9 protein-coding genes are annotated in these 14,578 nt (G+C 67.3%); all 9 read left to right on the forward strand.

From position 1 onward, the window contains the following. A partial coding sequence (gene tssJ / locus VGV37_RS06555; protein ID WP_326878838.1) for a type VI secretion system lipoprotein TssJ occupies positions 1-494 on the forward strand: 494 nt, incomplete at its 5' end. Between the two features lie 36 nt (positions 495-530). Beyond that, complete coding sequence (icmH, locus tag VGV37_RS06560) at positions 531-1,868, forward strand: type IVB secretion system protein IcmH/DotU (protein ID WP_326878839.1); 1,338 nt, start codon at positions 531-533, stop codon at positions 1,866-1,868. Positions 1,869-1,935: 67 nt separating this feature from the next. Then, the gene (gene tssM / locus VGV37_RS06565; RefSeq protein WP_326878840.1) at positions 1,936-5,541 is read left to right on the forward strand and encodes a type VI secretion system membrane subunit TssM; all 3,606 of its coding nucleotides are present in this window, start codon (positions 1,936-1,938) and stop codon (positions 5,539-5,541) included. 10 nt (positions 5,542-5,551) lie between these two features. Beyond that, positions 5,552-6,328 carry a type VI secretion system-associated protein TagF gene (gene tagF, locus VGV37_RS06570; RefSeq protein WP_326878841.1) on the forward strand — a complete coding sequence of 259 codons (777 nt, stop codon included), beginning with the start codon at positions 5,552-5,554 and terminating at the stop codon, positions 6,326-6,328. Between the two features lie 16 nt (positions 6,329-6,344). Further along, the gene (locus VGV37_RS06575; protein WP_326878842.1) at positions 6,345-7,097 is read left to right on the forward strand and encodes a PP2C family protein-serine/threonine phosphatase; all 753 of its coding nucleotides are present in this window, start codon (positions 6,345-6,347) and stop codon (positions 7,095-7,097) included. 101 nt (positions 7,098-7,198) lie between these two features. Beyond that, positions 7,199-7,771, forward strand: coding sequence for an OmpA family protein (locus VGV37_RS06580; protein ID WP_326878843.1), 573 nt, complete (start codon positions 7,199-7,201; stop codon positions 7,769-7,771). A gap of 88 nt (positions 7,772-7,859) precedes the next feature. Then, positions 7,860-9,407 carry an alpha/beta fold hydrolase gene (locus VGV37_RS06585; RefSeq protein WP_326878844.1) on the forward strand — a complete coding sequence of 516 codons (1,548 nt, stop codon included), beginning with the start codon at positions 7,860-7,862 and terminating at the stop codon, positions 9,405-9,407. A 272-nt stretch (positions 9,408-9,679) separates the two neighbouring features. Beyond that, positions 9,680-11,449, forward strand: coding sequence for a ShlB/FhaC/HecB family hemolysin secretion/activation protein (locus VGV37_RS06590; RefSeq protein WP_326878845.1), 1,770 nt, complete (start codon positions 9,680-9,682; stop codon positions 11,447-11,449). A 28-nt stretch (positions 11,450-11,477) separates the two neighbouring features. After that, a partial coding sequence (locus tag VGV37_RS06595) for a filamentous hemagglutinin N-terminal domain-containing protein (protein ID WP_326878846.1) occupies positions 11,478-14,578 on the forward strand: 3,101 nt, incomplete at its 3' end.

The following is a 14,578-nucleotide window of genomic DNA, read 5'->3' on the forward strand; positions in this document are numbered from 1 at the left end:
GGGGGAAAATGGTGGCAAGCATGCAGCGCACTCTGACACGGCTTCTGGCCGGTACGGCCGCGGTCACTCTCGCGGCCTGCGCGTCCCCACCGCCGCCTCCGCCGCCGACCAAGGTGGTGCTGTCGATCACATCGACCGCGACCGTCAACCCGGGCGCCGACGGCACGCCGGCGCCGGTCATGCTGCGCATCTACCAGCTGGGCGCCGCCGGCACGTTCGAAAAGGCGGATTTCTTCCAGCTGAACGACAAGGATCAGGCGCTGCTCGGGCCCGATCTGTTGGGCAAGGACCAGGCGGTGCTGACGCCCGGCGGTTCGCAGAAGATGGAATTCGAAGTGAAGCCGGGCACACGCTTCATCGGCGTGACCGCGGCATACCGGGACATCGACCACGCGGTCTGGCGCGCCGACGTTCCGGTACCGCCGAACGCGACGACCAACATCGCGGTCAATGCCGACAAGCTGAAGCTGTCGGCGACGGCTGGCGGACAGTAACAGCGTCTCTCACTCCTCGGACCAGATGGGGCCGATATGACGATTGATGATCCCTTCGCCGAGCCGGGCGACAGCGAACGTACGGTGATCCGGCCCAATCCGGGGGGCCGCCTGCCGCAGCAGCCTGCCGGCGGGCCGCCACCGCCGCCCCGGCCGCAAGCCCTGTCGGAACCGGCGGGGCGGCTGTGGGACACGATCGCGCTCAAGAACCTCAATCCGCTGGTCTCGGCGGCCGTGCCCCTGCTGGGACTGGCGGTCCGGCTCAAGAACCGTGCGCTCCACAATGACGTGGACTCGCTCCGCGACCGGGTGATCGGCGAGATCAACACGTTCGAGCGCACGGTGACGCCGCTGGGATTGCCGGTGCAGACCCTGCGCGCCGCGAAATACGTGCTATGCGCCACGCTCGACGATCTGGTGCTGAACACGCCCTGGGGCAGCCGCAGCGTCTGGTCGACCAAGAGCATGGTCGGCACCTTCTTCACCGAGACATGGGGCGGCGACCGGTTCTTCGACCTGCTGGCCCAGCTGAAGAAGGACCCGACGGTCAATCTCGACATGCTGGAGCTGGTGTATTTCTGCATCGCGTTGGGCTTCGAGGGCAAATACCGCGTCATGCCGCGCGGCGCATCGGAACTGACGATCGCGCGCGAGGACCTGTTCCGGGTGATCCGGACCAGCCGCGGCGAATACGAGCGCGAGCTGTCGCCCCATTGGCACGGCGTGCCGGCGGCCCATCGCGGCCTCGTGGCACTGATCCCGATCTGGCTGATCGCCGTGGTCACGGCCGCCCTGCTGGCGATGTGCTATGCCGGTTTCAGCTTTGCGCTCAACGACCGGTCCGACGCGACGTTCGAGCGCCTGGCGGCATTGCCACCCAACGGACCGATCAAGCTCGCGCGGGCGGCCGCCCCCTTGCCGCCACCGCCGGTGACCGACCATGCCGGCAAGATCCGCAAATTCCTGGAGCCGGAGATCCGCCAAGGCCTGGTGACCGTGCTGGAGGACGCCCAGACCATTACGGTCCGGATCCGCAACACCGGCATGTTCGGCTCCGGCAGTGCCGATGTGGCCGATGGTTTCAAACCGGTGCTGCTGCGCATCGGCGAGGCGGTCAACGACGAGCCGGGCACGGTTCAGGTCACCGGCCATTCAGACAACGTGCCGATTAAGTCCCTGCGCTTCCCGTCGAACTTCCACCTGTCGAAGGCGCGGGCCGAGGCAGTCGAAAAGATCATGGCGCAGAAAGTGACCGATCCCTCGCGCCTCAGCGCCGAGGGCAAGGCCGATTCCCAGCCGCTGGCGTCCAACGCGACCCCGGAAGGGCGCGAGCAGAACCGACGTACCGAGGTGGTCCTCATCAAGCCCAGCTGATCCGCCATTTCGTGGAGCGGACCCGGCCCGGACGAGGGCAACGATCGATGTGCGCCAAGAGGAACCGATGACAACCCTGCGGAAGATCTTTCTGTCGAAGCTGGCGCTGACCATCCTCGGCGTCCTGATCCTCGCCCTCCTGATCTGGTTCATCGGACCGCTGATCGGGATCGGCGACGTCAGGCCGCTCGACAGCGTGCTGGCGCGTGCCCTGGCGATCGTCGTGGTCGTGGCGCTCGCCGGGTTCCTCTACCTGCTGTCGCGCCTCGGCGAGCAGCGCCAGAACACCCAGATGGCGGCGGCGGTCACGGCGACCGCCCAGGGCGGCAAGGGATCGGTCGGTAAGGAAGAGGTCGACGAGCTGTCGGGGCGCCTGAAGGAGGCGCTGGAGCTTCTGAAGAAAAGCAAGTTCGCCGGCGCGAGCGGCCGGAAATACCTCTACCAGCTGCCCTGGTACGTCATCATCGGCCCGCCGGGCGCCGGCAAGACCACGGCGCTGGTCAATTCCGGCTTGAGCTTCCCGCTCGCCGACAAGCTGGGCAAGGGTGCCGTCAAGGGCGTCGGCGGCACGCGCAGCTGCGACTGGTGGTTCACGGACGACGCCGTGCTGATCGATACGGCCGGCCGCTACACGACCCAGGACAGCGAGAGCGAACAGGACAAGGCGGCCTGGACCGGCTTCCTCAAGCTGCTGAAACGGCATCGCCCGCGCCAGCCGCTGAACGGCGTGCTGTGCGCCATCGGCATCAGCGACCTGACTGGCTCCACCCCGGCGCAGCGCTCGGAACATGCGGCGGCGATCAAGCTGCGCATCCAGGAACTCTATGCGGAGCTGGGCGTCCGGCTGCCGGTCTATGTGCTGTTCACTAAGGCCGACCTCATCGCGGGCTTCGTCGAGTTTTTCGACGACCTGCCGCGCGAGGACCGCGACGCGGTCTGGGGCACGACCTTCGACTACAAGCCGGGCAAGGACGCGGCGAGCGCGGTGGATGCCTATGGCACCGAGTTCGATGCGCTGGTCGGGCGGCTCGACGACCGCCTGATCGAGCGGCTGCAGCAGGAGACCGACATCCAGCGACGCTCGCTGGTGTTCAGCTTTCCCCAGCAGGTCGCGAGCCTCAAGGAGACGACCGAGAGCTTCCTCAAGGAGATCTTCGAGCCGAACCGGTTCGAACAGCCGATCCTGCTGCGCGGCGTCTATTTCACCAGCGGCACCCAGGACGGCACGCCGATCGATCGGTTGATGGGCGCCATGGCCTCGACCTTCGGGTTGATGCGCCAGCAGGTCTCCGCCTTCAGCGGCACCGGCCGCAGCTATTTCCTGACCCGCCTGCTGCGCCAGGTCGTGTTCGGCGAGGCTGGCCTGGTCAATGCGGATCCGCGCGTCGAGCGGCGCAACCGCCTGATCCAGATCTCCTCGATCGCGGCCGCCGCGATCGTGCTGTTCGGCATGGCCGGCCTGTGGACCCTGAGCTACCTCGGTAATACCGCATTGCTCGACAAGGTCGACGGCGTCGCCGACAGCTATGCGGAGCAGGCAAAGAATTTCGCGCCCGAACATGTGCTGCCCGGCGATCTGAAACAGGTGGCGGTGCTGCTGGATACGTTGCGCAACGTGCCCGCCGGTTATGCCGACCAGGACAAGTCCGTACCGGCCAACCTGGGCTTCGGCCTCTACCAGGGCGACAAGGTCGGCAGCCAGGCGATCGCGGCGTACCATCGCGCCCTCGGCGGCCTGCTGCTGCCGCGCCTGCTGTTGCGGCTCGAGACCCAACTCAACACCAACCAGTCCAAGCCGGACTTTCTCTACGAAGGCCTCAAGGTCTACCTGATGCTCGGCCGCCAGGGCCCGCTCGACAAGGCGTTGGTCAGGCATTGGCTGGCGCTCGACTGGAGCGTCCAGTTCCCGGGCGACGAGAATGACGCGCTGCGCAAGGATCTCGACGGTCATCTGGACGCGCTCTTGAAGACGCCGCTGCCGGAGATCGCGCTCGACGGCGGCCTGGTTCAGGCGACGCGCGTCATCCTCAACCGCCTGCCGCTCGCCGAGCGGGCGTTCAGCTTCCTCAAGACCAATCCCAAGGTCTCATCCCTGCCGGAATGGCGGATTTCGGACAATTCGGGGCCCGCTGCCTCCCGCGTGCTCCAGCGCGCGTCGGGCAAATCGCTCGCCGACGGCATCCCCGGCCTCTATACCTATAACGGCTTCTACAACACGTTCCGGCCGTTGCTGCCGGATATCGCGCGCGAGGTCGCCAAGGAAAGCTGGGTCGTGGGCCAGGAGGCTTCGATCGGCGAGGATCCCGTGGCGCTGACCCGGCTGCAGAACGACGTCACCTCGCTCTATCTGAACGAGTTCGGCGCGCAGTGGGACCGGTTGCTGGGCGACGTCTCGATCATTCCCTTCACCAACGTGAACCAGGGCGTGCAGACGCTCGGCATCCTGTCGGCACCGGACTCGCCGTTGCGCGGACTGATGGTGTCGGCCGCCAAGGAGACCTGGTTGTCGAAGCCGCCGCCGACCGGCATCGCCGGCGCCGCCGCGGCCGGTGCGGGCGCCGCCAACATCACCCAGGCTGCGGCGGCCGTGCAGGCCCAAGCGGGAGCCGGGGCCCAGGATCGTCTGGCCCAGATGCTGGGCGCCGGCGCTGGGCAGCAGGGTGGGGTGGTCGACCAGGCCAGCCGCTACACGGATCAGCATTTCAAGGCGCTGCACGATCTGGCCGACGGTCCGCCGGCCGGCCCGCTGCCGATCGACGGGGTGATTTCCGGGCTCGGCGACCTCTATAAATCCATGAACAAGCTGGGGGCCACCAACAACCAGGGTGGCGCCTTGCTGGGTGCCGCCAGCGGCGGCGATGGCGGTGCAGCCCAGCTTCAGGCCAATGCGGCACGCCTGCCCGAACCGCTCAAGGGTGCCATCGCGGCCGTGACCCATTCCTCGTCGACCCTCACGGTCGGCGGCGCGCGGGCGCAGCTCAACGGCCTCTGGACCTCGTCGGTCCTGCCGTTCTGCAAGACCGCGACCGACAACCGCTATCCGATCTACAAAAACGGCGGCGCCGACGTGACGCTCGACGATTTCGCCCGGCTGTTTTCCAAGGGCGGGCTGATCGATGCCTTCTTCACGACCAACCTGGCACCCTTCGTCGATATGTCGACCAACCCCTGGCATTGGCAGAAGGTCGACAACCTGGACCTGGGCATCCCTCAGGCGGCACTGACCCAGTTCCAGATCGCCGCCGGCATTCGCGACAGCATGTTCCCGGGTGGCGCCGGCAAGCCGGGAGTCAATTTCGAGATGGTGCCGGTCACGCTGGATGCGACTTCGACCCAAGTGCTGCTCGAACTGGGTGGCCAGAACCTGTCCTACGACCACGGCCCGCCGCGCGGCGTGCGCATGCAATGGCCGGGCACGGGCGGCAGCACCGTGCGCGTCAGCTTCCAGCCTCAGACGCCGGGGGAGCAGACCACCCTGCAGCAGGATGGAGTCTGGTCCTGGTTCCGTCTGCTCGACCAGGCGCAGTTGCATCCCGTCGGCGGTCCCGACCGGTTCAACGTCACCTTCGCTACCGGCAAGCGCACGGCGACGTTCGAGATCCGGGCCGACAGCGTAATCAACCCGTTCGCGTCGAACCAGCTGTCCCAGTTCCGTTGCCCGTCCGCCCTGTGATGCCGCGCGCATGACGCAGACCCTGCCCACAATCCTGGCCTATTACGGCAAGCTGCCCGCTCGCGGCGACTTCGTCGGGCGGCGCCTGCCGCGCGAGACGATCGCGCTGTGGGACGATTGGCTGCAGCAGGCGGTCGCGGCCAGCCGCGAGGCCATCGGCACCACTTGGCTCGATCTCTACCTGGTCTCGCCGCTGTGGCGCTTCTTCCTGCCGGCGGGCCTGTGCGGTGCCAAACCGCTGGCCGGCGTGGCGATGCCGAGCGTCGACAGGGTCGGCCGGGCCTTTCCGATGATGATCGCGGCGGAGCTCGATGCCGGAACGCCGTCAGCGGCGGTCCTGGCCGGCGCGCAAGCCTGGTTCGAGGCGATCGAGGCCTTGGCGCTCTCGGCGCTCGCCGAGGATTTTCCGCTCGATCGCCTCGATGCGCCGATCGCGTCGGTTCGATCGATTGCGGTCGATACGGCAATGAGCGCGAACGATCTCGGCGACATAGGGTGCTGTCTCCCGCTGGACGGACCGGAGGCTGCCCGGATCCTGGCGGAAAACAGCGGTGGGTCGGACCGCTCGTTCTGGTGGACCATCGGCTCGGAGAAGGTCGCCCCCGTGCTCGTGCTGGCCCGAGGACTGCCGGCGCCGGAGGGTTTTGCCGCCTTCATCGACGGCGACTGGGCGGGGTGGGGTTGGCGGCTCGCCGCCTCGCCGGATAATTCGGAGATCATCCCGGCGGCATCTGGCGCTTTGCCCTCGTTGGAGGCAGAGTTGTTGCCCTGGGATCGGGAGGAATGAGGCTCGTATGGCGCGTATGACCGACTTCGCTGTCGCCTCAGCCGCTGCGACCGACACCGGGACCGTGCGCAAGCAGAACGAGGACGCGTTCCTCGATCGTCCCGACATCGGGCTGTGGGTGGTGGCCGATGGCATGGGCGGGCACGACGATGGCCAGCTCGCCTCGAACGCGATCGTCCAGGCGCTCGGCTCCATGGCCGAGCCGGCAGACGGCGCGAGTTTCATCGGCGAGGTGCGCAGCCGCTTGGCCGAGGTCAACGAGCAGCTGGTCGCGACCGCGGCCGCCCGCGACGGCCATGCGGTCATCGGCAGCACGGTCGTGGCGCTCATGACGTTCGGCCGGTTCTTCGCCTGTCTCTGGGCGGGCGATAGCCGGCTCTACCAGTTCCGGCACGGGCGCCTGACCCAGGTCACCCGCGACCATAGCCAGGTCCAGGAAATGGTCGATGCCGGCCTGCTGGCGCCGGACCAGGCGGAGCACCATCCGCTGGGCAACGTGATCACCCGGGCGGTCGGCGTCGGCCCGGTGCTGGAACTCGACAAGACCAGCGATCCGCTGGAACAGGACGACATCTTCCTGCTATGCAGCGACGGCCTGTTCAAGGCGATGGAGGATGAGACGGTCTCGCGCATCCTGGCCGAAGCCTCGTTCGAGGACGTGCCGCGCACCCTGATCGACGCCGCTTTGGCTGGCGGCAGCAAGGACAACGTCACGGTGGTGGTCATCCGCATCGGCCCGGAAAAGACCGCAGTCGCCAATTTCGGATGATTTGGCCGCAGTCTTGCGCGGTTGCTGAATCGCCGAGTTTGCCGTATGACTAGAACGATAGTTTTGCAAGCTTTAGATAAGCGCTTTTGAGGCGAATTCGGATGATCTCGAAAATTGCCATGACCTTCGCCGCCGGCTTGGTCGCGGTCACCCTGTCGGTCTCTGCCCAGGCCCAGGTGCAGCAGATGGGCGCCACCCCGAAGGCCGATGATCTGATCAAAGCGCTGAAGCCGGACGCGAGCGGCAGCGGTTCGCCGGGGCCGCTCAATGTCCGCGGGATCCGCGTGTTGAATGCCACGCCGGGAGCCGCTGCGGCGGCGCCGCATCCGTCGGCCGTGGCACTCGACGTCAAGTTCGCGCTCGGATCGGCCGATCTTACCGACGCCGCGCGCCAGACGATCGGCCAGCTGGCCAAGGCCATCAAGTCGGATCAGCTCGTGCCCTACCGTTTCCAGCTGTCGGGCCATACCGACAGTACGGGAAGGCCGGATGCCAACCTGGCGCTGTCTCAGCGGCGGGCCGAGGCGGTGAAGACCTATCTGGTCGATAGTTTCGGCATCGCGCCGGATCGACTCGAGGCGGTCGGCCGCGGCCAGGAAGAACCGATCGATGCCAGCCATCCGGACAGCGGCGTCAATCGTCGGGTTCAGGTCGCCATTCTCGGCGCGAAATAACCGTACCACCCACAGTTCCATGATGGCCGGGCCGGGCGACGGGGCACGATCGACGAGTGCCCTCCGGCGGCCCGGAGCGCGATGAGGCATGAGGCGCACGCTGGCTATCGCCGTGATTGCCGGTCTGGGCGCGTTGCTCGGCCTCGGCGGCGTCCTGACAGTGCGGCACTTCCGGTCGGGTCCAGCGTTTCACGCTGAGGCCACCAAGCTCATTCGCGCCAATCACGCACCCCATGTCGAAACCGTCGATTGCTGGTTCCCCATTCCCGCCGGCCGGGCGGCGCGCTGCGGCCAACTGATCGCGCCTGAAAGCTGGCGCGCGCCCGACGACCGCACGGTCACCATTCCCTTCGTCGTCTTTTCCGGTGGTGCCGGTGCCGCGCCCGATCCGGTGATCTTCATCAATGGCGGCCCCGGCGAGCCCACCGGGATTGCCGCGGGCGAGATCGGCCGCTGGTGGGGGCTGACCCGCACGGCTGGTTGGGCGCAGGGGCGCGACGTCGTCGTGTTCGATGAGCGCGGCGTCGGCCTGTCTCAACCGGGGCTCGCCTGTCCCGAGATGATCGAGATCGGCGACCAGCTGTTCTCGCAACCGATGACGCCACAGGCGACCAATGCGGCCTGGGCCGCCGCCGCCGGGCGCTGCCACGCCCGTCTGGTAGGCACGGGCATCGCCCTCGACCGCTACAACACCGATGCCATCGTGCGGGATCTGGCCGCCCTGATCGACGGCCTGGGCTATCGCAGCTGGAACCTGCTCGCCGTGTCCTACGGCACGCGCGTGGCGCTGAGCTTCCTGCGGGACCATCACGACGGCACGCGCAGCGTCATACTCGACTCGGTTTATCCGCCGTCGGTCAAGGCTTACGAGGATTCAGCCGCCAGCGCCGCCCATGCTATGGCCGGCATGGTCGATGCGTGCGTGGCCAACCCATCCTGCAAGGCTGCCAATCCCCATCTGGCGGCCTCGCTGCAGGCCGCGATCCGCCGGGCCGCGACCCAGGCGCTGGTCGTGCCGCTGCATCGCGCGGGCCAGCCGGACAAGCGGGTCTCGCTCGACGATGCCAAGCTGGTCGAGGTGCTGTTCTACGGCTTCTATCGGTCGGAGGACCTGCGCATCCTGCCGAACGCGATCACCGCGCTCGACCAAGGCAACGTGCAGCCGCTGGTACCGTTCGTCGAGGCAGCACTCGACAATTACCAATCGACCGCGACCAGCCACGGACTCTATCTCTCCGTCATATGCCATGACGAATTGCCGTTCGACGATCCACAGGTCATTGCGCGATCCGCGGCGGCATCGGGCGATCTGCGCCAATTCGCGCTGTCCGACCTGGGGCTGGCCGCCTGTCCGGCCTGGCCTGCCGGAGTCGCTGCCGTGGCCGAGCGCCTGCCGGTCCAGAGCGACGTGCCGATCGTCATGTTGTCGGGCGACCTCGATCCCATCACGCCACTCGGCTGGGCGAAGGTGGCGCTCGCGACCCTGCCCAAGGCCAGCCTGTTTCATTTCCCCGGCGTCGGCCATGGCGTGCTAGCCGCGAACACCTGCGCCGACATCATCGCGCGGCGTTTCTTCGCCAAACCGCAGGCCCATCCCTTCGATGACTGCCTGCTCACCCTGTCCGGTTCGCAATAGGGGTGGGCAGGGCCCCGGCCATGGCTGTTTGGGTTGCATCCGGGAATTGCATCGGCACAACCGTTTGCCGTTTGGAGCTGACGACACTCCTGAGTTTCCTTGGCGGAATACTTTGAGATTCGTAAAGATTAAGGGAAATTTTAACCTTGATGAAGTCAAAAGCTAAACCTATACCGTCACGAGCGCTCTGAACGCCTGGATCCGTCCGCGCGTCGCCGGAGACGGCCCGACATTGTGTTTTCCAGCGTTCGACAAGGGTGCGGCCTCCGTCAATGACCAGGTGCGGCGTTCATTTCTCGCGCGGTGTGTTCTCAGCCGCGCTCGCGTTGGCCCTGCCATTCGCGATGGCCCAGGCGCAGACCGCGCCGGCGCGACCGCAAATTCCGCCTGGACTGGTGGCACCGCCGGCCTCGCCGGTCGAAAAGAACCTGCCGCCATCCCAGCCGGTCATCGTGCCGCCGGTCGAACCTCCGCAGTCGGAGGAGGTCATTCCCGAAGGCGGCGCCGTCGTCACGGTTCAGGCGATCGAGATCGACGGCAACAGCAAATATTCGACAGCCGACCTGGCCGAGGAAACCCAGGCGATCGTCGGGAAGTCGGCCTCGGTCGGCGAGATCGCCGAGGCGGTCAACCGGATCCAGCTGCGCTATCGCAACGATGGCTATTTCCTCAGCGCCGCGCGCGGCCGGCTGCTGCGGACCGAGACGGGTGTCAAACTCCATATCCACGTGACCGAAGGCTATATCAGCGCGGTCAAGATCGATGGCGAGACCGAAGGCGGTGCCGTCAAGGTCTATGATTTCCTGAGCAATCTTCTCGAGATCAAGCCGGTCAACATCGCCGATATGGAGCGCTACCTGCTGCTGGCGCAGAACGTGCCTGGCATGTCGGTACGCGCGGTGCTGCGGCCGACCGGCGGCGACAGTGGCGCGGTCGAACTGATCGCCCAGGTCGCCCGCAAGCCCTTCGACCTGTTCGCATCGCTCGACAACCGGGGCCCGAACACGGCCGGTCCCATCCAATTGCTGCTGAGCGGCGCCGCCAATTCCTTCACTTCGGCCGGCGAGCGGGTCCAGGTCGACCTGTTCAACACGCCGTTCGACGTCGAGCAGGTCTTCGGCGAGGTTTCGGCGCAATGGTTCATCGGGTCCGACGGCCTGATGCTGCGGACATATGGCGGCTATGGCGTCAACGAACCGGGCGGCGAGCTGGGCGCCGAGCGCTACAAGGGCCATCTGTCGCTCGCCGGCGTGTCGGCGCGCTATCCGCTGATCCGCACGCGGGCGCTGTCGTTCGACGTGTCGGCGGCCGTCGACGTCTTCCGGTCGACCATCGATCTCGGCAACGGCTCGGGGCCGCGCACGCGTCAGAGCACCAGCTCGATCAAGGTGGCGCGAACCGGCTTCACCCTCGCGACCACCGACACGCTCTGGGGGCTGGTGCCCGCCGCGGCGAACAGCATCGACATCAAGTTCCACCAGGGCTTCAACGGCGCGACCGATGAGCAACTGCCCGCACGCCCCGGCGTCGGCAACAATTTCCAGAAATACACGGCGGAAATCATCCGGGTGCAGGACCTGTTCAGCCTGGACGATTATCGCTTCGCCCTGAAGCTTGCCGCCAACGGGCAATGGAGCCACGACATCCTGCCGCCCAGCGAGAAGGAGTTCCTGGGCGGATCTTCCTATGGGCGCGGCTTTTTCTCAGGCGAGATCACCGGCGATCGCGCGGTCATCGGCACCGCCGAGCTGCAGGTCAACACCACCTGGCCCAGCCTGGTCGGATGGACGGGGCTATCGTCCGAAGACGTGCCGGTGCGCTATTATGCGTTCGGCGACGCGGGGACGATCTGGGACCGGGAGCCCGGCACCTTGCGCGGTAAAATGGAATCGGCCGGCATCGGCATCGAGGCGGCGATCACGCCGGAAGTATCGACCGTGGTCGAAGGGGTCAACCGCTTCACCTTGCGGCCGACGCAGGCTGTCTCGGCGTCGCGCGAGAACTCGAAAGCCGTGTTTTTCCAGATACGGTTTCAATACTAGCAAGATTTCTTGAGAGGTCGGAACGGCCATGGGTCGGGCATATTCCAGCGGCGGACAAAGGCGGGCGATCGGGACACCCCGCGCCACCTTCGCTTTGACCGTGCGGCAGCCGATGACGCGCGGCCATCTGCTGGGATCGGTCTGCGCCTTTGCGCTCGCTGCGACCGCTGGCACCGCCTATGCGAACCCCACCGGCGGCACCGTGGTCGGCGGCCAAGCCACGATAACCCAGCAATCGTCGTCGCAACTGACCATTCAGCAGACGACGAACAACGCCGCCATCAACTGGCAGAGCTTCAATATCGCCAAGGGCGAGAAGACGACGATCGAGCAGCCGGGCAGCTCGTCGATCCTGCTGAACCGGGTTACGGGCGGCGATCCGTCGGTCATCGCCGGGCAGTTGACTGCGAACGGCCAGGTCGTCCTCGTCAATCCCAGCGGTCTGGTCTTCACTAAAGGCGCGCTGATCGACGTCAACAGTCTGATCGCGACGCCTGCCGACATTAGCAATGCCGACCTGATGGCCGGCCGTCTCAATTTCAGCAAGGCGTCGCCCAACGCGACGGCCTCGGTCCGCAACGCCGGCACGATCTCCGTCGCCGATCACGGCCTCGCGGCCCTCGTGGCACCCAACGTCCAGAATTCCGGGATGATCGTCGGCAGGTTCGGCAAGGTGATCCTGGGCGGCGCCGAAACCTTCACGCTCGATCTCTATGGCGACGGGCTGATGTCGTTCGACATCACCGGCAAGGTCCGCGCGGCGATGGGGCCGGACGGCAAGAAGATGGCGCTCGTCACCAACACCGGCACGATCGTGGCCGAGGGCGGCCAGGTGCTGCTATCCGCCGACGCGATCGACGGGCTGGTGAGCGATCTCATCCAGGCCGACGGGACCATCGCGGCGCGCAGCACGCGCGGCAGGACCGGCTCGATCGCGATCGACGCCGGGGCGACCGGCAAGGCGCTGGTCGGCGGTGTGCTCGACGTCTCCGGCCTCGGCGAGGATGCGGTCGGCGGCAAGGTCGCCGTCACGGGTGGCCAGGTCGCTCTCGCCGCCACCGCCCAGGTCGATGCGACGGGACGGGCCGGCGGCGGCACGATCGAGATCGGCGGCGGCGCCCATGGCGCCGACGCTGCCGTGCGCAACGCGGCGATCACCACCGTCGCTGCAGGTGCCACCCTGGACGCCAGCGCCACCGACCGGGGGAATGGCGGCACGGTCGCCGTCTGGTCGGAACGGACGACCGTGGTCGGCGGCACGATCAAGGCGCGCGGCGGCAAGCGAAACGGCGATGGCGGCTTCGTCGAAACCTCGAGCAAGGGCCGGCTCGCGGTCGTGGCAGGCGCGCAGGTCGATACCAGTGCCCCCCATGGCAAGGTCGGCCAGTGGCTGCTGGACCCCAGCGACATCACCGTCGACACCGGCGGAACCGCGACGCTCACCGACGTGGAAGACGGCACCGACACGACGGGCGTCCTCGTGGTCCTGCCCAGCGTGCTCAATGCCGCGGCCAGCGACATTACGCTCAAAGCCGTCAACACCGTCACGATCAACCAGGCCCTCAACATCACCACGGCCGGCGTCAGCCTTAATGTGGATGCGGGCGGTGCGGTCGCGGTCAATGCCGCCGTCACGACCAATGGCGGCAATTTCACCGTGCGGAATTTTGCCGGGACGGGCACGTCCGGCGCCTTCTCCAACTCGGCCGCGATCACGACCGGCAGCGGCACGATCGATATCAAGGCGAGTTCGCTTTCTCTCGGCGCGGATCTGATCGGCACCGGCATTACGCTCACGGGTCCGACCGCGATAACCGCGACGACCAAGCTCGACGGTGGCGCCGGCGGCATCACGACGGGCTCGATCACCGGAGCGGGCCAGACCCTGAAACTCGCCGGCAGCGGTACGGATTCGCTCGCGTCGGGCAGCACGGTCTCGGTGGGTACGCTCGATCTCAGCGCGATTACCGGCGGCACGGTCACGGTGACGGGACTGACCGCCACGACGTTGACTGCGGGGACAGGCACTTATGGATTGACGCTGGTCGGCGGCACGATCGGCACGGCGACGACGCTGGCCAACGGCGGCACGGCGACGATCGACGGCGTGACCTTCACGGGCGGGCTGGACACGACGGACGTGGGCGGCACGGTGACGGTGTCGGGCACGGTCGCGGCGACGAACAACGCGCTGACCTTCGGGACGATCGCGCTCGGCGGCTCGACGACGCTCAGCGCCGGCACCGGGCTGATCACGGTGGGCGGGGGCGGCGGCAATGCCTCGCTCACGCTGCAAGGCACGGGCGGGGCGAGCGTGGGCTCGCTCAATCTGGGCGCGGGGACGCTGACCACGACCGGGGTTACGAGCGGCGCGGTGACGATTTCCGGCACGCTGATCGCGACCGGGTTCAACCTCGGCGCGGTGACCCTGGATGGTGCGACGACGATCAACGCGGCCTCGGGCAACCTGACCTTGGGCGCGGTGACGGGCGGCAGCAACGCGCTGACCCTGGAAGGCACGGGTTCGGACAGCGTCGTGTCGGTCGCCGGCGTGACGACCTTGACCCTGGCCAAGACCGGCGGCGGGATCACGTTCAGCGGTGCGGTCGATCCGACGAGCGGCCTCACCGTGTCGGCCGGTGCGTACAATATCGCGCTCGATGGCGGCGGCACTGCGCCGGGGGCGACGGTGTTCGCCAATACCGGCAGCCTGACGATCGGCAGCGGCTATGCCTTCACCGGCGGTGTCACGGCGACGGCGCCATCGTCGAAGAGTGTGTCGGGCACGATCTCGACGACCGATGCGGCGCTCGATTTCGGCACGACCGGCGTGACGCTGGCGGGTAACACTGATTTCAGCGCCGGCACCGGTGCGATCACGCTGGGTGCGGTCAGCGGTGGCCACGATCTGACCCTGACGGGCTCGGGCGGGGCGACGCTGGCCTCGGCCGCGCTGTCGGGCGACACGGTCGACGTGTCGGCCCTGACCGGCACCCTGACGTCGAGCGGAAGCTTCAGCGCCGGAACCTTGACCGGGGCGAACGGGCTGACGAACCTGGCGTTCGACGGTGGCGGCACGATCGGCAACGCGCAGGCATTCACCAACAGCGGGACCGTGGCGATCGACGG

Source organism: Aliidongia sp. (assembly GCF_035943795.1).
Classification (GTDB): domain Bacteria; phylum Pseudomonadota; class Alphaproteobacteria; order ATCC43930; family CGMCC-115725; genus Aliidongia.